Source organism: Sinorhizobium fredii NGR234, from assembly GCF_000018545.1.
Lineage (GTDB): Bacteria > Pseudomonadota > Alphaproteobacteria > Rhizobiales > Rhizobiaceae > Sinorhizobium > Sinorhizobium fredii_A.
This window is the reverse complement of record NC_012587.1, coordinates 3,138,508-3,164,445: the sequence shown is the minus strand read 5'-3', so window position 1 is coordinate 3,164,445 and position 25,938 is coordinate 3,138,508. Positions and strand designations below refer to the sequence as shown.

Genomic DNA, 25,938 nt, shown 5'->3' with positions numbered 1-25,938 from the left:
CAAACGGGCGTCAGCGCGGCTTTGCCCGGGCCGCCGGCCGGATGTTCGGCGCCGCGGGCAGCCGGAACGTCTGTGCCGGTGCCGGGCGGCCGACATGGAATCCCTGCACCTGATCGATCCGGAATTGCCGCATAAGTGCCAATTGTTCCTCGGTCTCCACGCCCTCCACAAGGATCATGTGGCCGCGATTTCGCACGAGTCCGATAATGTCCTGCAGCATCGCCTTGCCCCTCGGGGTGTCGCAATCGTGCAGGAAGGAGCGATCGATCTTCACCGTATCGAAATCGATCAGCCGTAGCCACGACAGGCCCGCGAAGCCCGTCCCGAAGTCGTCGAGCCATATACGGACGCCGAGCGTCTTGAGATCGCTGATGCAACGAAGGATATCGGAGTGCATCTCCATCTCCAGCCCCTCGGTGATTTCGAGAGCCAACCGGCCGCCGGCCACGCCTGTTTCGCCCAGAATCGCTGCCACAGAGGCCGCGAAGCCCGGTGATTTGAGCTGGATCGGGGAGACATTGACACTGACGACGGGGACGTGCTCGTCCGCCAGGAGTTCGCGACACACCGTCCGGATCGCCCAACGCCCAAGGTCCAGGATGGCGCCGGTGCGTTCTGCGATGGGGATGAAAAGGCTCGGAGGAACCGAGGTGCCATCCAGCATTCTCAGGCGCATGAGTGCCTCGACGGCGTCAACGCGGCCGGATGCGACGTTTCGGATCGGCTGATAGACGAGCGAAACGAGGTCCTGGTCCACGGCGATCTTCAACAGGGCGGCGATGTTCTCGCTCTCGTCGTTGCTGTGCGGGTCGTTCGGATCGAAGAGCCGGGCGCAGTTCCGGCCGCTCGCCTTTGCGCCATAGAGCGCCCGGTCCGCTTCATGGATCAGCCTCTCGAGCTTCGATCCCGTCTGATTTCGGCTGAACGCAGCCCCGACGCTGACGGTGACGATCGACATGCCGTCGCGCCGCTGCCCATGCTCCAGAGCAAGGTTTTCGACGCCGCAGCGGATCGTCTCGGCGAGTTCGGCCGCCTGTTCGCTGGTCTCCATGCGGGCAAGGACGATGAACTCTTCGCCGCCATAGCGGCCGATCGAGCCATTATACGGCTCGATCGAGTCCTTGAGGGCACTGGCGACCAGAACGAGACAGCGGTCACCTTCCTGATGCCCGTAGAAGTCGTTGTATTTCTTGAAGAAGTCGACGTCGATGAGAAAAGCGGCGAAACTCGTTCCCTTCTTCTGCCAGTCACTCCAGTAGTCCCGAAGCTTCTGATCGACGGCGCGACGGTTGTCGAGGCCCGTCAGCGAGTCGGTATTCGACAGGCGCAGCAAAGCCCTGCCGCGCTCGGAAGCCTCCTTCTGCTGGATGCGCGCTTCGAATGCATTGAGAAAGACCTTGTAGCGCTCCCGGTTGAGCTTCCAGTTCACATAGGAGGTGAAAACGAAGCAGGAGATGTTGAAGGTGCCGAAGGCGAGCCGATAGGAGACATCCGCTGGAGAGAAAGACAGCACCGCCGCAAAGAAAATCAGCAGGATGGTGACCGACGCGAACAGCGAAATGCGGAACTGGAAGCTGAAGAACAGATTGACGCTCATCATGAAGATGGCGCCGAAGACCATGTAATAGGAGATGCTCTGGGTATCCGCGGTCATCATCGCCGGATAGAGCCATCCCGCATAGGCAAGCACGAGTGCGGCGGCCGCCGTGACGTCGATCGCGTTCGCACCGGCGTTTCGGCGGATCTGCATTTCGATCAGCATCAGCGCGACGACAGCGATCGTGAAACGCGCCGCGATCGTATAATGCGCGACGTCGGGAACCAGCAGAATGTCGGTGATCGAAAACAGCAGATAGACCGCGACCGCAGTCCAGAACCCGTGTCGGGTCGCCTGCTTTCGGGCTCCTTCGCCCTCGTTCTCATAGAGCGCGCGCAGCTCAGTCGAGGCCGGCCGCGGCGGCTCGCTGTGGAGGTCGATCTCGATTACGTCGGCCAGCGTGTGCTTCATGCACCGATCCATTGCGTTTGCGTCTTCTTGTGAAGCCCGAAGTCTCTTTGCGAACGAGTGCCGCGGGGACGTCCTGCGACTGCCGTCTGCTTGGGACTGATACTTAGGGCTTCCAGCATTGTTCGGCACATTAGTTCAGGTCCATTAAGTTTTGCTGAATTGGATATGGGTCAAACACGCACGTAATAGTGTAGCGAAATCGGTCAGTCGGACGGGTTGTTAACCATATTATTCGAAAGTTCGAAATTGGATTTGGCTCGCTCGGAGTTCTTGCGCATACTGTTAACAATCTATTAACGGATGAGTCTCGCGTGACCCAAATTCAGATTGCCCTCGATGGCGAAAGCCTGATTACCCCCACCTCCATTACGACCGAACTCTCAACAGCCAAGACGGATCGCCACGAGGAGCAGCTGGCAACCGGCGAAGCCGCAGTCGCTCTGGCGCTGATGATTGCCCAGCAGCAGATCGAGCAGCGGCGCGATCCGCCGGTGATCATCCACCAGCTGATCGGCGCCCTTCATGAGGTGCGCCGCAAGTTCGACCCAAGTGTCTGGCAAGAACTGATCCCGCTCGTGCAGAACCATCCCGTGGCGAACTACTTCCATGAGGATCCGTTCACGCGCTGGTCTTTCCGGAAGCCGCGCGGCTATTCCGGCGACGCGCAACTGATCGATTTCATCTATGGTCATCCGAGCGTTTCCGAAGAGATCGCCAATGCCTCTCCGCTTGGACGGACCCTTTACGACTACACGAAGGATGCGCCGTCGTCCGTCGCGGTGCGGGAACGACGCGATCTCCTGACCCGGCATGTCGACGCGATCGCCGCCGAACGAGGCGCTGAGACGGAGATCCTGACGATCGCGGCGGGGCATCTGCGTGAGGCCGACCGCTCGGTGGCGTTGCGGGAGCAGCGGATAAAGCGTTGGGTCGCCCTCGATCAGGACCCTTTGAGCGTCGGATCGATGGTTCGCGATTTCAGGGGAACGTGCGTCGAGGCGATCGACGGCTCCGTTCGTGGTCTTCTGACAAGGTCCCAGGAACTGGGTCAGTTCGACTTCATCTACGCCGCCGGCCTCTATGATTACCTTGCCGACAAAGTGGCCGTGAAGCTCACGCAACGATGCCTCGAAATGCTGAAGCCCAATGGTGTCTTCCTCTTCGCCAATTTTGCGCGCGACATCAGCGATGACGGTTACATGGAGACGTTGATGAACTGGGCACTGTTGCTGCGTTCGGAGGCCGATATGTGGGGCATCATCAATGCGAGCGTCGATCGCAATGCGGTCGATGCCCGATTGGAATTCGGCGCCAACCGCAACATCGTCTACGGCATCCTGCAGAAACGTTCCTGAGCCTATGCATGGAACCTTCTCCATCCCGCGACGCTGATGCCGGGATGGAGAAACTGCGGGCCGCTTGCCTGGGTCAGTGCTTCTGCTTCGGTCCTTTGCAGTCGAGCAGGATGGGTCTCGCATGCAGATGGGCAGAGGCGCCGCCAGGCAAGGAAGGCTTGAGCAGCGCTGCGGACGGCGAGAGCCGAACGGATTGTGTAGGGCCTGACAGCGTTTCGCCGGACCGGACGAGCTGAACAACCGGTGCCTGGCGCGGCCGCTTGGTTGTCCACAGGGCCTCCATCGCCGAGCGCAATTTCAGGCGCGACACCGCCTCCCGCGACCTGAGCTTGCACCGAAGATGTTCCCGATCATCGGAATTGATCTCTTCGAAACTTAAGAATGTGGCGATCGCGGCGTCTCTCTGGCCCGCCGCCAGAAGGCAGACGGCCAATTTGTACCGGACGAGGCCGAGATGCGCGTGCCGGGCAAGCAGTTCCCCGTAGGTCTTGCACGCCTCGCGATAGCAGGCTTGCGCCATCTGGGCGTCGCCCAGCCGGTGCTGGATCTTGTCCGCTCCCGGCATGATCGACAGCAGGCCGCGATAAAGGTGTTCCGCCTCGGCGTGGTCGCCGCGGTCGGTGCAGAGCTGTGCCAGGCCGTAGCGGGCGTAAACATGCTTGGGGGCCGTATGGATGACCTGCCGATAGCCTGTCTCCGCCGCGTCCAGCTTGCCTCGGCTGTGCAGGTCGACGGCCTGCTCGAAGACGAAATCGATGCTGCGGCTATTCAGGCAGTCGTGCAGATTGCGGCCGGTCCGCGTCTTGACGACGAGGCAGCGGACACCCGGTTCGGAGGCGGCCAAGCCGCTCTCGCCGCAGCCGGCATCCTCGCGGACAAACTGTTCGTCGGCAAAGGCGTCAAGCAATCCTTCAGTCCGGACCGAGACAAGATCAAGGCAATCAAACCGTAGGCTCGCCCAGTTTTCGCGCCGGATGGCGCCGGCGGACGCATCTACCGCCTCCTTTTCGAGGCCCGGCCTGCAAAGCAGACCGGTTCGGCCGGAGCCGTGATTGCCAATCATCAGAATATCATCACAGAACAGACCACTGCTCTTGTCGCGGTAGGTTGATACACCAAGCGGAAGAAAGGCGCAGTAAGCCTCATCGTCGGATTGTTTCAAGGCCAGAATGAACCACCTCGGCTGTCGAGGCAGGTATTGATGCAACCAATCCCAGGATAGCTGAGGGTGGGAGTCGGGATCGTTACGATAAAGATCCGCCCAGAGGTTTCGAATATTCTCAAAATCCTCAATACGATCAATAATTTCTATAAACATGGTTCCTCGCTTAAAATAAATAATGAAATAAATTTCAATTATGCATCAGACGTTACAAATAGATAAGCTAGCAATAAGAATGGAATTATAGCAATTTCGGGTTATTTAGCAATGTCTAGACACGCTTAAGATGTGGTTTGGTCAGCAGGCCCGCTCGTCCGTCCGCCTCGTCCACCGGAAGCGCAGCCGGCCCCGCTGGCAAGTCCGTCAACCACCTGACCTCGCTGTCTTAGGCGGCCGGGGTCGCGAGTGCCGGCGGCACCGCGCGCCGGCTGGCTCGCTTCATCGCTCCATGAAGGCGCGCGCCATGCTGTCCCGGATCGGCTTCGTCAGGTAGTCGAAAAAGGTCCGCTCGGCTGTCTGGATGAGAATCTCGGCAGGCATGCCGGGCGTTGGGACGAAGCCGGAGATCCTCGTGACCTCGCTCACCGGCAAGCTCACCCTGGCGAGATAGACTTCCTGGGTGCCGTTGGTTGCCGGGTCGGGCACGGAGTCGGCGGAAACGTAGTAAACTTCGCCGTTCAACACCGGCGTTGTGCGCTGATTGAGGGCGGTGAGCCTTACGGTTGCCTTTTGGCCGATCTTGACGCTGTCGATCTGAGTGCGGATGACCTGTGCTTCAATGATCAGCGGTACGTCGGACGGCAGGATTTCCATGATGGGCTTGCCGGTTTCGACAACGCCGCCGGCCGTATGATAGTACAGCCTGACGACCGTGCCGCTGACCGGAGCGTTGATCGTGGCGCGGCGCAGCACGCTGGCGGCCCCGATCAGCTGCTCGCGGACGGAGTCCAGTTCGGCTTCCACCTTCTGGAGTTCCTCCAGGGCGGCTTCGCGGTAGGTTTCCTCCGTCTGGCGGATCTGCTGCTCCTGTTTCAGGACCTGCGCGCCGGTTTCCGAGATCTCGGCGGTCAGTCTGCCGACCTGTCCCTCGGCGTCGGCGATCGCCCGCTGGATGCTCTTGATTTCCGTCTTGCGGATCAGGTCCTTGTCGAGGAGCGACTTCTTGCCGACATATTCCTCCTGGAGGAGGGCATGCTGCTGACGAACCGCATCGCGCTGCTGCTGGTAGCCTTCGACACGGAAGCGGAAACCCTCGATATTCTGCTTGTACAGTCCGATTTCGCTGTCCAGCTTGCTCTTCCAAGCGCGGAAATTGAGCTCCTGGCTTCGAATGATCGGTTCGACCTCCGGGTCCTGCATATGAGGGGCAAGAATTGCCGGCAGTTCGATCTTGTCGGTGCCCTCGATCTGAGCCATCAGCCGGGCGACGATCGCCTCGAGCCGCGCCCGGCGTAGAAAGAGCTGGCGCTGATTGGCGAGTGCTGCCGTCTCGTCCAGCCGCATCAGCGGCTGGTCGGCAACGATATGATCCCCCTCGCTCACCAGGATATCCTTGATGATCCCGCCTTCAAGGTGCTGGATGATCTTGTTCTGACCGGTCGCGACGAAGCTGCCCTGGGCGATGACGGCGGCGGCGAGCGGCGCCGTGAAGGACCAGACGCCGAAGCCCCCGAACGTGACGGCCATGAGCGCCACGCCGGCGATGGTCTGTTTCCAGATCGACCGCGGTACCTCTGCATACCATTCGAGATCGTAAACTTTGACTATGTCCGACATGGTTTGCCTACGTAAGCTGGTTGTGGTCGAGCGGGTTGCCCTCAAGATTCATGCCGCGCGACGAAAGGGCCTTCAGGACATCCTGGCGCATGCCGAAGAGCGCCACGGTGCCGTTCACCAGGAGCAATACCTTGTCCACGCTGTTCAAGAGGGCGGGCCGCTGGGTAATGGTAATGACGGTGATTTTCTGCTTCTTCGCATGGGCAAGCGCCCGCGTCAGTGCAGCCTCGCCGGCGCTGTCGAGATTGGAATTCGGCTCGTCCAGCACCACCATGCGCGGATTGCCGAAGAAGGCCCGGGCGAGCGCGACGCGCTGCTTCTGCCCGCCGGAGAGCGGGGATCCGTCCGCTGCCACGAAGGTTTCGTATCCGTGCGGCAGCAACGCGATCATGTCGTGGACGTCGGCGAGCTTCGCGGCCGCGTAGATGTCGGCGTCCGTGGCGTCATCCTGCATGCGGGCGATGTTGGCCTTGATCGTTCCCGGAAAGAGCTGAACGTCCTGTGGCAGGTAGCCGATGCTTTCGCCGAACTGGCGCTGGTCCCAGTTTCTCAGGTCCATGAGATCGAGCCGGACATTGCCGGATGTCGGCAGGATGGACCCGACGAGCATCTTGCCGAGCGTCGTCTTGCCTGCTCCGGAACTGCCGATCACGGCAAGCGAGTCGCCCGGGCTGAGCGCGAAGGTCACGCCGTTGAGAACGACGCGCTTCGTGCCATTCGGGACGAAGAGCAGCCGCTCGACGTCGAGGCGACCTTCAGGGCGGGGCAGCTTCAGCCGCTCGAAATTCAGCGGCGAGTTCTGCAGCAGCGAAGCGATGCGCCCATAGGCGGCGCGTGACTGAACGACCTGGTGCCAGCCTTCGATCGCCCCTTCGATCGGGCCGAGCGCACGGCCGGCGACAATCGATGCCGCGATCACCATGCCGCCCGTGAGCTCGCCGTGAAGGGCGAGATTGGCGCCCCAGCCGAGCATCATGACCTGGGTGAGCAGCCGAACGGCCTTGGAGAGCGAGGCAAGAGCGATATTGCGATCCTGCGCCAGCACTTGCGCCCTGAGCGAGCCTGCCATGTCCTTGCCCCAAATACGGACCGCTTCCGGGATCATCGCAAGGGCATTGATGATCTGCGAATTGCGCGACATCGAGTCGAGATGGAGGTTCGCCTTGCTCTGGAAGCTGCTGGCCTCGCCGAAGGGAGCGGCCGTCGCCCTCTGGTTCAACAAGGTGACGACCAGCAGAAGCAAGGCCGAGGCGATGACGATCGAGCCAAGATGCGGATGGATCAGGAAGACCGCCAGGACGAAGAACGGGGCGATCGGGGCGTCGAGGAAGGAAAGCAATGTGCTCGATACCAGGAAGGAACGAAGCTGCTGCAGATCGCCAAGGGTCTGGTATTCGCGCCCGTTGCTGTGCAGCGAGGCGCGGGCGGCCGCACTGAGGATCGGCGCGCCGAGCTGAGCGGCAACCTCCACCGCCGTCCGCATCAGGATCATGCGGCGAATTCCGTCGAAAATGGCTTGCAGAATGACCGCAGCGACGATCAGTCCGGTCAGCATGACCAGCGTGTCGATCGAGCGGCTGGTCAGCACCCGGTCCGAGATCTGAAACAGATAGACTGGTATGGCGAGCACCAGCACGTTGGTGGCGAGCGTGAAAACCATCACGACCATCAGGTTCTGCTTGATCGCCCGCAGACCGGCCTTGAGACTGGCGGAAAAGTCGACCGGCCCGAGGCGCTTATGGAAGACGCCGCCCCCTCCGCCACCATGGCCCCCGCCGCCCCCGCCGCCGGAGCCCCCCTTGTCGGGGATCCGTGGCTCGGCCTTGACGGGGCCGCGGTCGCCGTCGATCACCACCATTCCCGGTCTCGAAGTCTTGTCCGTGACTTCGGCCCGGGGCTCGGCAGCCGGCTTTTCGAAGCGCGGCTCGGGCTTGCGGGCCTCCTGCACAGGGGCACGCTGGCCGGCATCGCCGCCCTGAGGACCAGGGACGATTTTCGCGGTGTTCGCGTTGTCGGCCGTCAGCGGGGGCGTCCGTGTCTGTTGGGTAACCTCGGTCGGCGCCGCGGCACGCCGTTCGGAAGCGAGCGGTGCGGACGCCTCCTCACGCTTGGGTTCCTGGCTGGTTCTTGCGGCCGCCGCGCCGCGAAGATGGTCAATCACCTCGTCGAACTCCTTAACAGTGCGATCCAAAACGTCTTCCCTGCGGTCGATTCTGCGGAGCAATTGCTGCCGGGCCGCCTCGATATCCAGGGCCTGCGGCGCGGACTCCGCCTCGCCCGCAGCCTCGTCGCCCCTCGTTGCGAATTGCTTCCAGGATTGATCGCGGTCGTCGGTCATCGTCGCCTCCCGCGCTCCGATCAGGCCAGCATGCTATGCATGGGATCGGCATTGGTCGTATCGAGCGGAGGCGGCGCATGATCCGGGTGCTGGGGCCCGTGGTCGGGGGTGTCGTCACCCAGGAAGGCCACCGCTTCGCTGACGAGCGCGTCAGGATCCTGGCCGCCGAGGTAAGGGTCGGTCTTGATCAGGTCGGCCTGGATCAGGATCTCGTCCGAATAGGCGTTGCCGCCCGCGTAGATGGTCTTGCCGGCATCGACATCGAGGATCCCGGCGTAGTTGACCAAGGTGTTCGAACCCGTCGAAATCGTCCAGTCCGCATCGGACCCGAGTCCGAGCTTGTTCATAGCGAGCGCGATCTGGTCGCTGTCGCCCAGAATATTGGTTTGCTTGACGTAGTTCAGGCTGACGAGGTCGCCTGAAATATAGAGCACCCGCAAGCCGTTCATCCCGGCGAAGGCGCCATCCTCCAGCACGCCGTCCGGCAGAGATTTTTTGCCGCTTGCCAGATCGCCGAAAGCATCGAGGTAGGATTTCGGCAACGGTTTGACGCTATCCGCGCCGCCGGCTTCCACGATGGCCGCTTCGTTCCAGAGCAGGTTTCCCTCGGAGGAAGCGGAGCACTTGCCGCTCGTGCCGAAACCCTCGACGGCGCCGACCAGATCGTTGTCGAGCAGAATGTTCAACTGCTGGATAATATTGGCATCGTAAACATTGCCGCCGATGAAGATGAGATCGTAGTATTGTCCGAGCTCCGCAAGCGAGATGTTGTTGATTGCCGTATTGTCGCCGGTGATGATCGAAGCCGTCGAGCCAGCGGCCGCCAAAATGGCCGTGTCTTCATCGGACATGAAGGTGAATTGCTCGAGCCAGTTGGTGATCAAGAGGTCTCCCTTGATCTCGGTGATCGCCCACGCCTTCGGGAAGTCGCCGGGTCCGGCCTGCTCCGCCGTGCTGGGCTCGGGGTCGAGATGCTTGAACATCGCGATGTTGAAGGTCTCGTTCGGTTTGCCCTGGTCGAGGTTCCAGCCGTTGAGGGCGGTGCTCAAGAGATCGTTGTCGCACAGGACATTGGTCTGGACGATTGCGTTGAGTTCGACATGGTCGCCGGCGACGGCGAGCACATGCGACTGCAGCCAGTTGGTCGTCAGCACGACGGAGTTGACCAGCGTGTTGCCACCCGCTTCAAGTTCGACCGACGCCTCGATCGAGACCTTGCCCTGGCCTGCCGTAACGTTGCCGCTGGCCTGGTTGGAGGTAGCCGGCTTGTCGTCCGGGGTTTCTTCCGGTGGCGGCAAGTAGTCATCGAGACTCGGTGCTTCCTCGACGAGTTCTCCGTTGACGAAGATGCCTTCGAGAATGTCGGATTTCGCAACGAATGTGCCTTCCTGTCCGTCCTGTTCCGCGGAAAAGGCATCAAGCTGCTGCGCGACGGTGTTGATGAAGGTGGCAATCTCCTCCGGAGAACCGGGAATCTCCTCGCCGCCGAGGGGGGAGATCTGCCGCGCCGCTTCGATGAGATCATTCATCAGGGCGCTGTTGTCCACCTTCACGGAAAACTGCAGGCCGTGGCCGCCAAGATTGACGGAATCGTTGTCCGACAGCCAGATCTGCTGCGACGCGTAGACGGCTGTCGAGCCGGGCGGATCGATTTGAAGTTCGACGGTGCTGCCGGATGACGAACTCGAACCGCCCCGGGTGAAAACGTGCGGATTGTCGATTTCGTTTACCGGCTGCGAAACCGGTATTTCCGGGGGACGAAGGCCTGTATAGAGGCCGGGGGTCGGCTGAGCCCCGACCGGCTCGTCCGGACGGTAGGGAATACGGGGGTCGAAATCCTTGAGCTCGTAGGGTGCCTTGACCGTGACCGGCACGGAGGGCAGCGCCGGCGGATGCTCCTGCGCTTTCTGAAGAGCCTTGAATTCGTTGTAGGCGTCGCGCAGGCGGATTTCTTCAAGCGTCGTTGCGAAGAGACCGATGAAATGGGCAATGGCCTCGGTCGTCTTGTCGAAATACAGGGTCATTGTCAGCCCCCTTTTTATTTCGGTGCTGTTGGACTGCGCGGCGCGAACCCGCGCAGTCCAGTTCAATGCCCGATTGCGAAGAATGCGAACCGGTCGTTGCCTTACATCACGCGGCGTCGTCGTCGTCTTCGCCGATGGCCGTCGAGCTGTAGTTGCCGCCGACGACCGTCATGTCGATGGTGTTGCCCTGCAGATTGGCACCAAGCACGATCTGCTGGTTGAAGGCGTTGGTGTCGATCACTGCATCGGCCGATGCCGAGGAGATTCCTTCAAGGAAACTATCGTCGCCATTGTAGGAACCCCAGGTGCCGGCATTGCCATTGCCGCCGTCTCCGGTCGTGGCAGTGCCGCCGCCACCACCGCCACCGCCTGCGCCGCCAGTGGCTGCACCGCCTACACCGCCGCCGGCAAAGGCATCGCCAGCCCATGCACCGGAGAGCGCGAGGCCGCCGTCGCCTTCACCGCCGGTCGCCGTGCCCGTGCCGCTACCGGCTCCGCCGTCGCCGGTCGTTCCGCCATCCGCGGAAGCATTAGCGTTACCGCCGTCGCCACCGATACCGGCGCCGAGGCCGACGCCCGATCCGGCGCCGAAACCGGCACCTAGCGCATTGCCGCCATCGCCGGCATCACCGGAGTCGCCGCCAGTCGAGTCGCCGGTCTGGCCGAAAGCAACGCTGTTGCCACCGTCATTGTCGCCGCCGTCGCCACCATCATTGCCGAAGTTCAGGATCGGGATCCCGAAGTCGGCATCGATGCCGTCGCCGCCGTCGCCGGCGTCTTCGGCTTCCGCTTCGTCGCTCTCGATGTCGCCGGTATCGTCGCCATCGCCAGCGTTGCTGTTGCCGCCGTCACCGCCGGCTGCGGCGCCGACGCCGAGGCCCAGGCCGAGTCCGAGTCCGAGTCCGACGCCCGCAGCGCCGGCACCGCCGGTGCCACCGGTTGCCGAACCGCCGTTCGCGTCGCCGCTGTCGCCGCCGACGCCGACACCGACGCTCAAAGCGCCGCCGCCATTGCCGTCGCCACCGTCCGCGTCGCTCTCGGCTTCGCTCTCGGCCTCACCGCCACCCGCGAAGCCGCCGACCGCGAGGCCGCCGTCACCGCCGTCGCCGCCGTCGGCATCGGCATCGTCGCCGCCTTCGCCGCCTTCGCCACTGGCGTTGATGCCGTCGTCGGATTCGGCGTCGCCGCCCGTGGCATCGCCGTTCTGGTTCAGGGTGCCGTCGTTGGAGACATCCTTGAGATAGTCGTCATCCGACATGATGGCGGATTGGCTGAAGACGTTACCTACATCATTGCCTGCGCCATTGAGCGACTCGTTGAGGATGTCCTTGAAGCTGACGCTCGCCATGCCTTCGATTTCCGAATTGTCGATGTCGACGAAATCGTCATCCGAGGGCTTGTAGCCATCAAGATCGACGTCGACATCGACGTCGACTTCGGTCTTGCTGTCAACGTCGACGTCGACGTCAGTCTCGCTCTTGTTGATGTTGGCGTTGAGGTTGGCATTGCCGTTCAGGTTGCCGTTGCCGTTGCCGTTGACATTGCCGTTACCGTTCAGGTTTCCGTTGCCGTTACCGTTCAGGTTGCCGTTGCCGTTGCCGTTCAGGTTGCCATTGCCGTTCAGATTGCCATTATAGGACTCACTGGACTGCTCCTGCTCCTGCTCCTGCTCGGACTCCTGCTCTTGTTCCTGCTCCTGCTCCTGCTCCTGCTCGGATTCCTGCTCCTGGTCCTGATCCTGGTACTGATCCTGATCTTGGGATTGGTCTTCCCACGGCCACAAGAAATTCTTGTCCTTGCCCATAATGATCTTCCTCAGGTTGAGGCCGCGACAGCCAAGCCGCCTTTTTCTCTCACGCGGCTAAGGGGTGGTGCGGTCCAGTGTTGAAATGAATAAAGCTACATCACTCAAGAATTTCGATCGCCGGACGGCCAGATGCGGCCGGAGATCAGACATTCAAATTGTCGTGGTAGGTGCCCTCCTCATCCTGGAGCAGCTTGTCGGGCCTCTCGATGGGCACCTGCGCATCTGGCGCCGTGTTCGGTCCCCAGGCTCGAGCCTCCCTGCTCGTCGTTTGCCCGGGCAGTCTGTTGCCAAGATGAAAGAATTGTAAGCTGCCAGTTCGAGCTAGCCCGTAGGGTAGTCGTGGCGCGTGCTTGTCAGCCTCAGGTTGATCGCGTGGAGAAATTATTTTCGTGAAAGGATAAATTTAAGGAATGGATTTGCCGCGATACTCCCTTAGGGCTACTTGCGGCAGGCAGGATTAGGGCCCAAACCTATTCAAACGGAAGAAATGAAACGGAAGCGAATATGAGCGATCCTGACGGCGGCGCCCGGCAACGGCAAGCCGCGCCGATGAAGAGATTTCACGAGATCCTTCTTTTGATCGGCCAACTGAACTACACGTGGACGAACACGGAAAGCCTGCTCATCTACCTCATTGCGGGCCTTGCGAATGTGGACAAGGAAACCGCGGTCATTATTTTCCTGACGCTGAACACGACGCGGGCCCGCATCGAGCTGGTCGAGCGGCTCGCCAAGATGGCCAAGACGCCGTCCGATCGCAGGCAGGAGATCCTGGCTGTGACACAGCAGCTGGGCAAGCAGGCGAAGCTCAGGAACAAGTACAGCCATTGCATCTATTCCTTCGACGAGACCGGGGACCAGGCAAGCACCCAGCTAATGGCCATCTTCGACAGCAAGGAAACGATCAAATACGGCAAGATCGAGCAGATCGACGACGCGGAATTGGCGAGGATCAGCGAGGCGATCGACCAGATCATGAGGATCAACAAGGGAATCTGGGCTATTGTCGAGCGGCATTCGTTCCCGCGGTGACGAACGGCATATCGAACTGCCTACTGCATGTCTCCTTAAATCGACCTCGATTTCAGGGACAAAGACATGCAGCAATTCAAAGTGCTACAGCGACCTTTGCGCGCCTGATAAGGCGCGCGGCGCTTTAGCGCCATGTTCAAGCAGTCGATGCTCGGAGCCGTTACGCCGGGGGCATTGGTTGGCTGTGCCTCGATCTGGAGAAAATCGTGAGGAGAGGGAGCCAGCACCGAAACCCTTTCATCTCTTTTAGGATTCTTAGGGCGCTGGCTCATCTTCAATCAGGTGAACGTTGTATCGTTCATCTGCGGGTCTCGATGTTTCTATTTCTTTTTCAATATAATTGTGCGGCAGGGGTTCGCTCCTGTCGTAAACTGTTACGTCAAAATATAAAATGTCATACGATTTGTCATTCGAACGCAATATAGATACTTCCGAACCTACGCAGGACACTGTCCGGGACGCACAAAACACCGTGCGACGATTGCAGTGTGATCCGGAATGCGGGGAAGCGAAAGATACCAATTATGGTTAGTCTGGCTAGCCGCTTGACCGATGACGCGCGTTTTGAGGTGGTATCACGGCGGCGAAGCGGCGGCCCCGCAGGGGCGGGAGCGGGCGCTGGGAAAGAAGCATTGCCGTCCGGCGGCTTCTCGCGTCCCGGGACGCATTTTCATCCCATGCGTTAAGACAATGTTAACATTGTGAATCCGTCGCGGCGGCTCCGACCGTCGTATTGCGTCGATGTTGGATTCCGCCGACCTGGAATTTCGAAGCGCAGCGTCAGGCTGATAGCCATCGCGTGCGCTGGATCGGATGCGCGCGGGCGCTTGGCACAAGGGGTCGATCGACTGCGCGCCACGTCCCCTATCACCCGTTTTTGGTATCGCCCGTCCACCGGAACCGGCTAGAACGTGCGGGGCCGCGATCTACATCCTAGGCTTGAATGTCGTCACGACCCCGCCGTTTTCCGCCCCAGCTCTTGGTCCGCCGAACCCCTGAAAAGCAAAGGGTGATCGAAGGAGGCTGAAAATGCACGGCTGCCGCTCGAGTTGTCCAAAGCTTTTGTGTGGATAGGCCCAAAATTGGTGCGGTTTCGGACGGTCTAGATAGCGTCACCGCGCCAATCTAATCCATATGGGCTGTTTCCCATCCCCCATATTTACGATACATTAGTTATTACGAATTCTACCGCCGTGGGAATTCGCTTTTTATTCGAATAAATTTTTTAAACGCAGGCGTTCTTCACGAGGGGCCTCACACCCATAAGAATTTCAGGGAACGCCCAAGGAGGGATAAATGTATCGTGAGAGTTCTACCCTGAGCAATTTTGAAGATAACAACAAGGTTTTAGCAAAGAAAAACAAGATCGTGATGCTCGCCAAGGCGGACCTGCTCGCCGAATGCCTGACGCAAGCGATAGGTACGCGCTTTCAGGGCCATGAGGTCGTGAGCCTGTCGGAAGCCGACAGTCTGCTCGATGGCAATCTCGTCGATGTCGCACTGGTGATGCTTTACCGCATGCCGGCAAGCACTTTCCCGTCGATCATCAGAATGATCCATGAGTTCCACCCGAAGGCATCGATCGGAGTGGTGGTGGAGAATGCGGACGAGCTCGATACGTCGATCGCCGGCTTCGTCGATGAGGGGCTCATCCATGGCGTGCTGCCCCTGAATCTGCATCTCGACGTCTGCCTGACCGCCATCGATCTCCTGATGAAGGGCGGCGAGCATTTTCCGGCTGCGTTGCTCAGGCGTCTGGCACCGCGGGGATTTGCGGGAAACGGTTCTGCCGTTCAACGACCGTCGGTCGTCGAGGCGGTCGATACGGAGCGCAGGGGCGAGGGCGCCCGGGGCGTGCTGACGACGCGTGAGGTCCAGATCCTCGACCTGATCTGCATGGGCACGCAGAACAAGATCATTGCCGACCGGCTCGGGCTTTCGGAAAACACCGTCAAGGTCCACGTCCGCAACATCTACAAGAAGATGAACGTGCGCAACCGCACCGAAGCGGCGTCGCGCTATTTCCGGCACGAAGGCGACCTGACCGCGCCGCGGGCGCGCTGGCCGAACTGAGCTGGTCGAAAGAGCGAAACGAGCGTCGTGCCGCCCACCCGACCGGTGGGCGGCACGTTCCTGAAGGAACGGCTCCGCCTTACTCGGCTGCGGCCGGCGGCGTGTCGAGCGCGCCGCGCCGGATCTGGTCGGCCTCGATCGACTCGAACAGCGCCCGGAAATTGCCCTCGCCGAAGCCTTCGTCTCCCTTGCGTTGAATGAATTCGAAGAAGATCGGCCCGATGACGGTTTTCGAGAAGATCTGCAGGAGGATCTTCGTCATGCCGCCGTTCACCACGCCCTCGCCGTCGATCAGGATGCCGTGCTTCTTCATCCGCTCGATCGGCTCTTCATGGCCGTGGACGCGCTCTTGTGACATCTCGTAGTAAGTGTCCGGCGGGCCGGGCATGAATTTGAGCCCGTTTTCTGCCAGCTTGTCGGTCGCGTCGTAGATCGCCTCGGTACCGACCGCGATGTGCTGGATGCCCTCGCCCTTGTACTTCCTCAGATATTCCTCGATCTGGCTGGTGTCGTCCTTCGACTCGTTCAAGGGAATCCGGATCTTGCCGCAGGGCGAAGTGATCGCCCGGCTCAGGAGGCCGGTGATGCGGCCGTCAATGTCGAAGAAATGGATCTGCTTGAAGTTGAACAGCTCGCGGTAGAAGGCCCACCACTTGTCCATCTGGCCGCGATAGACGTTGTGGGTCAGGTGGTCGAGATAGTAGAAGCCGACGCCGGCCGGTTTCGGATTGCGGTCGCCCAACCATTCGAATTCGGCATCATAGGCGGAACCCTTATCGCCGTAGGTTTCCACGAAGTAGAGCAGCGAGCCGCCGATGCCGACGATTGCCGGCACGTCGAGGCTCTTGTCGCCGCCGGTATAGGGTTCGGCGCCCTTGGAGACCGCGTGCTCGAAGGCATGCTTCGCATCGACGACGCGCCAGGCCATCGACGGGGCGCAGGGCCCATGCTTGTCGACGAAGCGCATGGCATGCGAGCCGGGTTCGGCGTTCAGGATGTAGTTGATGTCTCCCTGCCGCCAGACGGTGATGTTCTTCGTCCTGTGCCTGGCGACCGGCGTGTAGCCCATGCGACGAAACAGTTCTTCCAGCTTTTCCGGCTCCGGATGGGCGAATTCGACGAACTCGAATCCATCGGTGCCGGCAGGGTTCTCCGCCGAAATTTCCGGGGGCGGGGCATCATGCGGGAACGGGCCCATCGAAATTCTCCTCTCATTCCTCCGAACTTTGTTGGAGTATGGCGCAGATCCGATGCATGATGCTTGTATTCTTGCGTGATTCTGTCAAACCGGTGCATGAATTGTGCGAGGGATGGCGTGGAGATGCATGAATGGAGCAGCTTGATGGATTCGATCTCAAAATTCTCGACGCATTGCAGCGCGACGGGCATCTGACCAACAACGAACTGTCCGAACGGATCGCACTGTCACCGTCGCAATGTTCCCGGCGGCGCTCGCGGCTCGAAGCGGAAGGGTTCATCACCGGATATCAGGCGCAGATCGACCGGCAGAAGCTCGGGCTCGATCTGATGGTGGTCATCTCGGTCACGCTCGCCACCCACAACCGCGACAATGCCAAGCGGTTCGCCAAGCTGATCTCCGGTCTGCCGGAGGTGCTCGAGGCCTATGCGCTGACCGGCGAGATGGACTATCACCTGCGCGTCGTCACCCCCGACCTTGCCGGCCTTTCGCGCTTCGTCAACGACGTGCTGCTGCCGCATGACAGCGTCCAGCACGTGAAAACCTCGATCGTGCTGGAAACCCTGAAGAGCTTCGAAGGTCTGCCGATCCCGGAGCGGATGAAGGGATAATGATCACTCGGGGCGCCACTTCATTGCGCGTTCCACGGCTACCAGACCCCTGGAGAGCGCCTCCATGTTCTCTCCGCCAAGCATCGAAAGCAGCTCCGCCTGATAGCGGCTCGCGAGTTCCGTTAGCTCCCCATAGGCGTGCTGGCCCGCCGGCGTAAGCGCCAGGTGCTCGAACCGCCGGTCACGACCGTGCTCCTCGCGCTTTAGCCAGCGTCGCTGCTCGAGGCTGAAGACGGCGCGGCTTACTTTGGTCTTGTGCATCGACGAATGGGCGCCGATTTCGGTCGCCGTCATCGGGCTTGCCGAGCTGCCAAGGGCGGCCAGCGTTCGCCATTCGGGCCGGGTCAACTGGTAGCGCGCCCTGTACTGCGCGGCAAAGCGCAGCGCCACGAACTCTGCCGCCCGGTTCAGCCGGTAGGGGAGGAAGGCCTCCAACTCGAACGTCTCGGTCATACGCGCTTCCCGGTGTTGATAGTTACAAAATCAATAGTTACGCTTGTAACTAATATGCCGGACTGAAGAGGAGATGCAAGAATGTTGGGCAAAGCGGAAAAGCGAAGTGAAGCGTTGGCGGCCGAGGCGCTCGCCTACATGCCGGGCTTCGGCAACGACTTCGAGACCGAAAGCCTGCCCGGCGCCCTGCCGCAGGGACAGAACAGCCCGCAGAAATGCAATTATGGCCTCTATGCCGAACAGCTCTCCGGCTCGCCCTTCACGGCGCCGCGCGGCACCAACGAGCGTTCCTGGCTCTACCGAATCCGCCCGAGCGTTCGGCACACCGGGCGCTTCGCGAAGATCGACTACCCGCACTGGAAGACGGCCCCGCATATCGCCGAACACGCGCTGGCGCTCGGGCAATTGCGCTGGAACCCGCTGCCGGAGCCGACCGGAGAACTGAATTTCCTTCAGGGCATCCGGACGATGACGACGGCGGGAGATGTGCTGACCCAGGTCGGCATGGCGGCGCATGCCTATGTCTTCAATGCCGACATGGTCGACGACTATTTCTTCAATGCCGACGGCGAACTGCTGATCGTGCCGGAAATGGGCGCCCTCCAGGTCTTCACCGAGCTCGGCAAGATGGATGTTGCGCCGTCGGAAATCTGCCTCGTGCCGCGCGGCACGATGTTCAAGGTCGCCCGGCTCGGCGAGGAAAAGGCCTGGCGCGGCTATATCTGCGAGAATTACGGCGCCAAGTTCACGCTGCCGGATCGCGGCCCGATCGGCGCCAATTGCCTCGCCAATCCACGTGACTTCAAGACACCGGTTGCCGCCTTTGAGGACAAGGAGACGCCGTGCCGGGTGCAGGTGAAGTGGTGCGGATCATTTCACACGGTAGAAATCGGCCATTCGCCGCTCGACGTCGTCGCCTGGCACGGCAACTACGCGCCCTACAAATACGACCTGAAAACCTTCTCGCCGGTCGGCGCCATCCTGTTCGACCATCCGGATCCGTCGATCTTCACGGTCTTGACGGCGCCGTCGGGGGAGGAGGGGACCGCCAATGTCGATTTCGTCCTCTTCCCGCCGCGCTGGCTCGTTGCCGAGCACACCTTTCGGCCGCCCTGGTACCACCGCAACATCATGAGCGAGTTCATGGGGCTGATCCATGGGCGCTATGATGCGAAGGAGGAAGGCTTCGTGCCCGGCGGCATGAGCCTTCACAACATGATGCTGGCGCACGGTCCGGATACATCCGGCTTCGAAAAGGCGACGAATGGCGAGTTGAAACCGGTGAAGCTCGACAATACCATGGCCTTCATGTTCGAGACCCGTTTCCCACAGCAACTGACCCGCTTCGCCGCCGAACTGGAAACGCTGCAGGACGATTACATCGACTGCTGGGCCGGCCTCAGGAAGCGCTTTAACGGGACGCCGGAGGGTGATTGGTCTTGAGTGCACGACTTGTTCTGCTCGGCAGCAAGGGCGGCCCGGCGATCCGGCCAGGCGGCCCCTGGCCGACATCGTCACTGCTTGAGATCGCCGGCCGCACGATCGTGGTCGACTGCGGGCTCGGCGTCACCCGTGGGCTGACGGATGCCGGCGTGTCGCTGAAGTCGCTTGACCTGATCTTCGTCACCCACTTGCATTCGGACCACGTCCTGGAGCTCGGGCCGCTGATCCACACGGCCTGGACTGCGGGGCTCGCGCATCCCGTGTGTGTCTTCGGACCGGCCGGCACGCGAGCCTATTGGCAGGGCTTCCTTCAGTCGATGGCCTTCGACGTCGACATCCGCATCGTCGACGAGGGCAGGCCGGATCTTCGCCGGCTCGTCGAGGTGATCGAATTCTCCGACGGTCAGGTCGTCTCGGAGAATGGCCTCACCGTGTCGGCGCTGCGTGTCGACCATCCGCCGGTCACCGACTGCTTCGCCCTGCGCTTCGATCATGCGGCGGGCACCATCGTGTTCTCCTCGGACACGGCCTATTTCCCGCCGCTTGCCGATTTCGCGAGCGGCGCCGACATTCTCGTCCACGAAGCGATGCTCGCTGCAGGGGTCGACCGTCTGGTGGCGCGCACTGGAAATGGTGCGCGGCTGAAGGAACATCTCCTGGCGAGCCACACATTCGCCGAACAGGCGGGCACGATCGCGGCGGCCGCCGGCGTCGGCCGGCTCGTGTTGCATCATCTTATTCCAGCCGATGACCCGGAGGTCTCGCAGGCCGACTGGATCGCGGCGGCGCGCAAGAGCTGGCCGGGCGCCTTGACGATCGCTTCCGACGGCCTTGTTGTGGAGTTTGCGGGCGATTCGTCCGAGTAAAGGGAGGACTGCATGAAACTGGCGACGTTGAAAGACTCCACGCGTGACGGAAAGCTTGTGGTCGTTTCCCGCGATCTCACGCGCTGCTCGGAAGTCGGGCACATCGCCCGCACGCTGCAGACGGCGCTCGACGATTGGGCCCATGCGGGACCGCGGCTGGCGCGCGTCGCCGAGGGGATCGAGACCGGATCGCAGCCGACCATGCGTTTCCACGAACATGATGCTGCCTCGCCGCTGCCGCGCGCCTTTCACTGGGCGGACGGCTCGGCCTATGTCAATCATGTCGAGCTGGTCAGGAAGGCGCGCGACGCCGAGATGCCGGCGAGCTTCTGGACCGACCCGCTGATCTACCAGGGCGGCTCCGACAGTTTTGTGGGACCGCGCGACCCGATCCAGGTGGCCGACGAGGCCTGGGGGATCGACCTGGAGGGCGAGGTGGCGGTGATCGTCGACGACGTGCCGATGGGCGCCACTGTCGACGAGGCGCGCGAGGCGATCCGGCTCGTCATGCTCGTCAACGACGTTTCGCTGCGCGGACTTATCCCCGGGGAGCTCGCCAAGGGATTCGGTTTCTACCAGTCGAAACCGTCGTCCGCCTTTTCGCCGGTCGGGGTGACGCCCGACGAGCTGGGCGACGCCTGGGATGGCGGCAAAATGCACTTGCCGCTTCGAGTCGACCTCAATGGCAAACCCTTCGGCCGCGCCAATGCCGGGATCGATATGACTTTCGATTTTCCGCAGCTCATCGTCCATGCGGCCCGCACCCGGCCGCTTTCGGCCGGCACCATCATCGGCTCGGGCACGGTTTCGAACAAGCTCGACGGCGGACCGGGCAAGCCGGTTTCGGACGGCGGTGTCGGCTATTCCTGCATCGCCGAACTGCGCATGATCGAGACGATCGAAACGGGCGCGGCGAAAACGTCTTTCCTGAAATTCGGCGACGTCGTGCGGATCGAGATGAAGGACAAGACCGGCCATTCGATCTTTGGCGCCATCGAACAGAAGGTGGAGAGATACGAGCGCGGCTGATGACAGGGGATCGATCGGAGGCAGACGTGATGACGGAAACCGTCCTCTACGACTATTGGCGTTCGTCGGCGAGCTATCGGGTGCGGATCGCCCTCAATCTCGTCGGCGAAGGCTACCGCTCCGTCCCGGTCGATCTTCTCGCCAAGGCGCATCGCGCGCCCGAGCATCTCGCCCGCAATCCGCAGGGTCTGGTGCCGGTACTGGACATCGATGGCGAGCGCCTCACCCAGTCGCTCGCCATTGTCGAGTACCTTGCGGAAACAAGGCCGCAGGTCGGCTTCCTGCCTGCCGACGTGATCGGCCGACAGCGGGTGCGGGCGCTATCCTATGCCGTCGCCATGGACATCCATCCCATCTGCAATCTTGGCGTGGTCGCTCATGTGATGGCCGCCGCTCAGGACGGCGAGGCGGCGCGCCGGGCCTGGATGCAGAAGTTCATCGGCGAGGGATTTGCCGCGTTCGAGTCGCTGCTCGATCATCCCTCGACCGGGAGCTACTGTCACGCAGAGAGCCCAACCATGGCGGATATCTGCCTCGTGCCGCAGGTCTACAATGCGCGCCGCTGGGAGGTCGATCTTTCCGGTTGCCCTCGGATCGTCGCCATCGATGCGCGCTGCGCCGAGATCGACGGCTTTGCGCGGGCGCATCCCGACCGGGTGAGGCCGTAGACAGCGGATCACCGTTCCGCCCGTGTTCCGTTCCGTCCAGCCGATGTCGCGAATGGATCGGCAGGCCCGAGATCGTCACGCTAGTTTTTGCGTGACTGCCCCGGAGAAGAGGGCGCGGAAACACCTCAAGAACGAGAGACCCATCGATGAAAAGCTATGTGCTGACCGTCACCTGCAAATCCACCCGCGGCATCGTTGCTGCCGTGACCGGCTATCTCGCGGAGAAAGGCTGTTACATCAGCGATAGCTCGCAATTCGATGACCTTGAAACCGGGCTGTTCTTCATGCGGCTGACCTTCATCAGCCAGGAAGGCGCGAAGCTCGAGGAACTGCGCGAAGGCTTCGCTCCCGTGATCAAGCGCTTCGACATGGCGATGGATGTCCGCGATACCGAAGAGCGCACCAAGGTGCTGCTGATGGTGTCGCGTTTCGGCCATTGCCTGAACGACCTGCTCTACCGCTGGAAGATCGGCGCGCTGCCGATCGACATCGTCGGCGTCGTCTCCAACCACTTCGACTACCAGAAGGTCGTCGTCAACCACGACATTCCGTTCCACTGCATCAAGGTGACGAAGGAGAACAAGCCGAAGGCCGAAGCCCAGCTTTTGGACTTCGTCGAGCAGACCGGCGCCGAGCTGATCGTGCTGGCCCGCTACATGCAGGTGCTGTCGGATGCGCTCTGCAAGAAGATGTCGGGGCGGATCATCAACATCCACCACTCCTTCCTGCCGTCGTTCAAGGGCGCCAATCCCTACAAGCAGGCCTATGAGCGCGGCGTCAAGCTGATCGGCGCGACGGCGCACTACGTCACCGCCGACCTCGACGAGGGGCCGATCATCGAGCAGGACATCGCCCGCATCACCCATGCGCAGTCGGCCGAGGACTATGTGTCGATCGGCCGCGACGTCGAGAGCCAGGTGCTGGCCCGGGCCGTGCACGCCCATATCCACCACCGCTGCTTCATCAACGGCAACCGCGTCGTCGTCTTCCCGCCGAGCCCGGGCAGCTACGCGTCGGAGCGGATGGGTTAGTTCGTCGTCGCCACTTGCGCCTCGCGGCCCGCATTGCCTCGCCGGATCAGACGGTTATAGTCGCTATGGATCATGGGCATGGATGCAGATTCGCCCCTCACCCTAGCCCTCTCCCCGCTTGCGGGGAGAGGGGATTTGGGCGGCGCGGCTTGCCCCTTCTCCCCGCGAGCGGGGAGAAGGTCGCGGCAGCGGGATGAGGGGCTGAAACCGCTCATGCTGCTTGAAGCCGGTCATCGGCGCATGGGAGGACCAAGATGAGCAATCGGGACCCGGTGGTTATCGTTTCGGCGGCGCGTACGCCGATGGGCGCCTTTCAAGGCGGCCTAAAGGACCTGACGGCTCCGGAACTCGGGGCCATCGCATTAAAGGCGGCGCTCGATCGCGCCGGCCTCGATGCGGTCGATGAAGTGATGATGGGCAACGTCCTGCCCGCCGGCCTCGGGCAGAATCCGGCCCGGCAGGCGGCACTCGGCGCCGGCCTCGGGCAGCAGACGCCGTCGACGACGGTCTCGAAGGTCTGCGGTTCGGGCATGAAGGCGCTGATGCTCGGTCACGACGCGCTCATCTCCGGCAGCGCATCCGTCGTCGGCGTCGGAGGCATGGAGTCGATGACCAATGCCCCCTACCTGCTGCCGAAGGCGCGCGGCGGCTTCCGGCTCGGCCATGGCGAGGTCAAGGACCATATGTTCCTCGACGGGCTGGAGGACGCTTATTCCGGGCGTCTGATGGGCACCTATGCCGAGGACACCGCCCAGCATTATCAGTTCTCCCGCGCCGACCAGGATGCCTTCGCATTGCGGTCGCTCGAACGGGCGCTGAAGGCGGCGGAGGACAAATCCTTTGCCGACGAGATCGTGGCGATCACCGATGGTGGCAAACGCGGAACGGCCAACCTCGATCGCGACGAGCAGCCGACAAAGGCCGATCCCGCAAAGATCCCGAAGCTGAAGCCGGCCTTTCGCGACGGCGGCAGCGTCACGGCGGCCAACTCCTCGTCGATCTCCGATGGCGCCGCGGCGCTGGTTCTGATGCGGGCCAGCGAGGCGGAGAGGCGCGGGCTGACGCCGCTGGCGATCGTCGCCGGCCATGCCGGCCACGCCCAGGAGCCTGCCTGGTTCACCACCGCGCCGATCGGCGCCATCGACAAGCTGATCGAAAAACTCGGTTGGGAAAAGGGAAGCGTCGGTCTCTACGAGATCAACGAGGCCTTCGCCATCGTCGCCATGGCGGCGATCCGCGACCTCGGTCTTTCCGACGACATCGTCAATATCCACGGCGGCGCCTGTGCGCTTGGCCATCCGATCGGTGCTTCAGGCGCCCGCATCGTCGTCACGCTTCTCCATGCGATGCGCGCCAACGGCGTCAAGCGCGGCATCGCCTCGCTCTGCATCGGCGGCGGCGAGGCGACGGCAGTGGGGCTGGAGTTGATGGAATAGCAAGGGACTGTGGGAATCTTGCCCCTCACCCTATCCCTCTCGCCGCTTGCGGGGAGAGAGGACGAGGGCGTGCCTCGATCTGTCGTTTTGCCTGCACTGCGGTTCGATATTCCGAGCTGTGGCAGGGCTTCGAAAGAAGCGTGAGCGTGGATGAGCGGGAGCGGCACTGTCCCTTCGCCCCGCTTGCGGGGAGAAGGTGCCGGCAGGCGGATGAGGGGCAGGCCACCGTCCGCTCAGATATGCAGCGCGTGCCCCAGCCCCTTCAAGGCCGCTTCCTGGAAGGCCTCCGACTGCGTCGGATGGGCGTGGATCGTGCCGGCGATATCCTCGAGACGCGCACCCATTTCGATGGCGAGCGCAAAGGCGGAGGAAAGCTCGGAGACCGCATGCCCGACGGCGTGGATGCCGAGGACGAGGTGGTTGTCGGCGCGGGCGACGATGCGGACGAAGCCATCCTCGGCAAGCGTCGTCATGGCACGGCCGTTCGCCTGGAAGGGGAACTGGCCGATCTTGATCTCGATGCCGGCCGCGCGCGCCTCCTCCGGCGAGAGACCGGCGCTGACAATCTCCGGGTCAGTGAAGCAGACGGCCGGGATGCAGCGCTTGTCCCAGCTGCGCTTCTGGCCGGCGACGATCTCCGCGACCATCTCGCCCTGCGCCATGGCGCGATGGGCGAGCATCGGTTCGCCGGTGACATCGCCGATCGCATAGATGCCGCGCATCGAGGTGCGGCATTGGTCGTCGATGCGGATGAACTTGCCCGAACGGTCGAGATCGATCTCCTCCAGCCCCCAGCCCTCGACCACGGGCCGACGACCGACGGTGACCAGAACCTTCTCCGCCGCCACCTCGAAGGCGCGGCCGTTTTCCTCGGCAAGCAAGCCGCGCCGATCCGCCGACAGGCGCTTGGCTGCGGTGCGGGTGAAGACGTCGATGCCGAGTTCGCCGAGCCGCTTCATCACCGGCTTCGACAGGTCGGCGTCATATTGCGGCAGGATGCGGTCCATCGCTTCGAGCACGGTGACCTTCGAGCCGAGCTTGGCGAAGGCGGTGCCGAGTTCGAGGCCGATATAGCCGCCGCCGATGACGGCGAGCGTCTGCGGCACTTCCTTCAAAGCCAGCGCCTCGGTCGAGGAGATGACATTGTCGCCGAAAGGCAGGTCGGGAAGCTCGACCGGAGCCGAACCGGTGGCGATGACGATCGCTTCGGCGCGAATGCGCTGGACGCCGATTTCGGTTTCCACATCCACCGTCTTTCCGTCGACGAAGCGCGCTTGACCGATAACGGCCTTGACGCCGGCCTTCTTCAGAAGCCCTGTCACGCCGCTGTTCAGGCGGCCGACAATGCCGTCCTTCCAGGCGACCGTTCGCTCGAGGTCGATCGCCGGGGCCTCAAGCGAGAGGCCGAGCGGGCTTTTTCCGGAGGCGACGGCGCGCAGCTTGTGAAATTCCTCGGCCGCATGGATCAGCGCCTTCGAGGGGATGCAGCCGACATTGAGGCAGGTGCCGCCCGCCTTCGCCTTCTCGACGATCACGGTGTTGACGCCGAGTTGTCCGGCCCGGATGGCGCAGACATAGCCGCCGGGGCCGGCGCCGAGCACCAGGAGCTTGCAGGAAATTTCCTTCAC

The 25,938-nt window shown here is 62.1% G+C and carries 19 protein-coding genes; 10 read left to right on the top strand and 9 right to left on the bottom strand.

Going from position 1 to position 25,938, the window contains the following annotated elements:
- Window positions 1–10 precede the first annotated feature (10 nt).
- On the bottom strand, window positions 11–2,008 hold the full coding sequence (locus NGR_RS26185) for a putative bifunctional diguanylate cyclase/phosphodiesterase (RefSeq protein WP_164924499.1): 1,998 nt from the start codon (window positions 2,006–2,008) through the stop codon (window positions 11–13).
- 311 nt (window positions 2,009–2,319) lie between these two features.
- Between NGR_RS26185 and NGR_RS26180 the strand changes: the two genes are divergently transcribed.
- Window positions 2,320–3,363 carry a class I SAM-dependent methyltransferase gene (locus tag NGR_RS26180; protein ID WP_012709505.1) on the top strand — a complete coding sequence of 348 codons (1,044 nt, stop codon included), beginning with the start codon at window positions 2,320–2,322 and terminating at the stop codon, window positions 3,361–3,363.
- Between the two features lie 73 nt (window positions 3,364–3,436).
- On the opposite strand, the gene NGR_RS26175 is transcribed toward NGR_RS26180, so the two are convergent.
- The 5 genes from NGR_RS26175 to NGR_RS26155 all read right to left on the bottom strand — a co-directional run bounded on the left by NGR_RS26175 (window position 3,437) and on the right by NGR_RS26155 (window position 12,467).
- A complete protein-coding gene (locus tag NGR_RS26175) occupies window positions 3,437–4,426 on the bottom strand; it encodes a tetratricopeptide repeat protein (protein ID WP_240545175.1) in 990 nt (329 codons plus the stop codon).
- A gap of 537 nt (window positions 4,427–4,963) precedes the next feature.
- Window positions 4,964–6,301 carry an HlyD family type I secretion periplasmic adaptor subunit gene (locus NGR_RS26170; protein ID WP_012709503.1) on the bottom strand — a complete coding sequence of 446 codons (1,338 nt, stop codon included), beginning with the start codon at window positions 6,299–6,301 and terminating at the stop codon, window positions 4,964–4,966.
- Window positions 6,302–6,308: 7 nt separating this feature from the next.
- The gene (locus tag NGR_RS26165; protein ID WP_012709502.1) at window positions 6,309–8,639 is read right to left on the bottom strand and encodes a type I secretion system permease/ATPase; all 2,331 of its coding nucleotides are present in this window, start codon (window positions 8,637–8,639) and stop codon (window positions 6,309–6,311) included.
- 20 nt (window positions 8,640–8,659) lie between these two features.
- Complete coding sequence (locus NGR_RS26160) at window positions 8,660–10,663, bottom strand: type I secretion system ATPase (protein WP_012709501.1); 2,004 nt, start codon at window positions 10,661–10,663, stop codon at window positions 8,660–8,662.
- A 106-nt stretch (window positions 10,664–10,769) separates the two neighbouring features.
- The gene (locus tag NGR_RS26155) at window positions 10,770–12,467 is read right to left on the bottom strand and encodes a hypothetical protein (protein WP_012709500.1); all 1,698 of its coding nucleotides are present in this window, start codon (window positions 12,465–12,467) and stop codon (window positions 10,770–10,772) included.
- Between the two features lie 507 nt (window positions 12,468–12,974).
- Between NGR_RS26155 and NGR_RS26150 the strand changes: the two genes are divergently transcribed.
- Both NGR_RS26150 and NGR_RS26145 read left to right on the top strand, forming a co-directional pair.
- Window positions 12,975–13,502, top strand: a complete 528-nt coding sequence (locus NGR_RS26150; protein WP_012709499.1) for a hypothetical protein — start codon at window positions 12,975–12,977, stop codon at window positions 13,500–13,502.
- A gap of 1,296 nt (window positions 13,503–14,798) precedes the next feature.
- Window positions 14,799–15,575 (top strand): helix-turn-helix transcriptional regulator, encoded by a 777-nt coding sequence (locus tag NGR_RS26145; protein WP_012709498.1) that lies wholly within the window; start codon window positions 14,799–14,801, stop codon window positions 15,573–15,575.
- Window positions 15,576–15,654: 79 nt separating this feature from the next.
- Here NGR_RS26145 and hppD read toward each other — a convergent pair whose 3' ends face one another.
- Window positions 15,655–16,773: a 4-hydroxyphenylpyruvate dioxygenase gene (gene hppD, locus NGR_RS26140; protein ID WP_012709497.1), complete on the bottom strand. Its 1,119-nt coding sequence runs from the start codon at window positions 16,771–16,773 to the stop codon at window positions 15,655–15,657.
- A 131-nt stretch (window positions 16,774–16,904) separates the two neighbouring features.
- On the opposite strand from hppD, the gene NGR_RS26135 reads away from it, so the two are divergent.
- Window positions 16,905–17,384, top strand: a complete 480-nt coding sequence (locus NGR_RS26135; RefSeq protein ID WP_012709496.1) for an Lrp/AsnC family transcriptional regulator — start codon at window positions 16,905–16,907, stop codon at window positions 17,382–17,384.
- 3 nt (window positions 17,385–17,387) lie between these two features.
- On the opposite strand, the gene NGR_RS26130 is transcribed toward NGR_RS26135, so the two are convergent.
- On the bottom strand, window positions 17,388–17,837 hold the full coding sequence (locus NGR_RS26130; RefSeq protein WP_012709495.1) for a MarR family winged helix-turn-helix transcriptional regulator: 450 nt from the start codon (window positions 17,835–17,837) through the stop codon (window positions 17,388–17,390).
- Between the two features lie 81 nt (window positions 17,838–17,918).
- On the opposite strand from NGR_RS26130, the gene hmgA reads away from it, so the two are divergent.
- The 6 genes from hmgA to NGR_RS26100 all read left to right on the top strand — a co-directional run bounded on the left by hmgA (window position 17,919) and on the right by NGR_RS26100 (window position 24,310).
- On the top strand, window positions 17,919–19,280 hold the full coding sequence (gene hmgA, locus NGR_RS26125; protein WP_012709494.1) for a homogentisate 1,2-dioxygenase: 1,362 nt from the start codon (window positions 17,919–17,921) through the stop codon (window positions 19,278–19,280).
- Window positions 19,277–20,146: an MBL fold metallo-hydrolase gene (locus NGR_RS26120; protein ID WP_012709493.1), complete on the top strand. Its 870-nt coding sequence runs from the start codon at window positions 19,277–19,279 to the stop codon at window positions 20,144–20,146. Before hmgA ends, NGR_RS26120 begins: the two co-directional genes overlap by 4 nt.
- A 12-nt stretch (window positions 20,147–20,158) precedes the next feature.
- Window positions 20,159–21,175, top strand: coding sequence for a fumarylacetoacetate hydrolase family protein (locus NGR_RS26115; protein ID WP_012709492.1), 1,017 nt, complete (start codon window positions 20,159–20,161; stop codon window positions 21,173–21,175).
- A 29-nt stretch (window positions 21,176–21,204) separates the two neighbouring features.
- Window positions 21,205–21,843, top strand: coding sequence for a maleylacetoacetate isomerase (maiA, locus tag NGR_RS26110; RefSeq protein ID WP_012709491.1), 639 nt, complete (start codon window positions 21,205–21,207; stop codon window positions 21,841–21,843).
- 146 nt (window positions 21,844–21,989) lie between these two features.
- Window positions 21,990–22,874: a formyltetrahydrofolate deformylase gene (gene purU, locus NGR_RS26105; protein WP_012709490.1), complete on the top strand. Its 885-nt coding sequence runs from the start codon at window positions 21,990–21,992 to the stop codon at window positions 22,872–22,874.
- A gap of 254 nt (window positions 22,875–23,128) precedes the next feature.
- Window positions 23,129–24,310 carry an acetyl-CoA C-acyltransferase gene (locus tag NGR_RS26100; RefSeq protein WP_012709489.1) on the top strand — a complete coding sequence of 394 codons (1,182 nt, stop codon included), beginning with the start codon at window positions 23,129–23,131 and terminating at the stop codon, window positions 24,308–24,310.
- A gap of 233 nt (window positions 24,311–24,543) precedes the next feature.
- On the opposite strand, the gene lpdA is transcribed toward NGR_RS26100, so the two are convergent.
- A complete protein-coding gene (gene lpdA, locus NGR_RS26095) occupies window positions 24,544–25,938 on the bottom strand; it encodes a dihydrolipoyl dehydrogenase (protein WP_012709488.1) in 1,395 nt (464 codons plus the stop codon).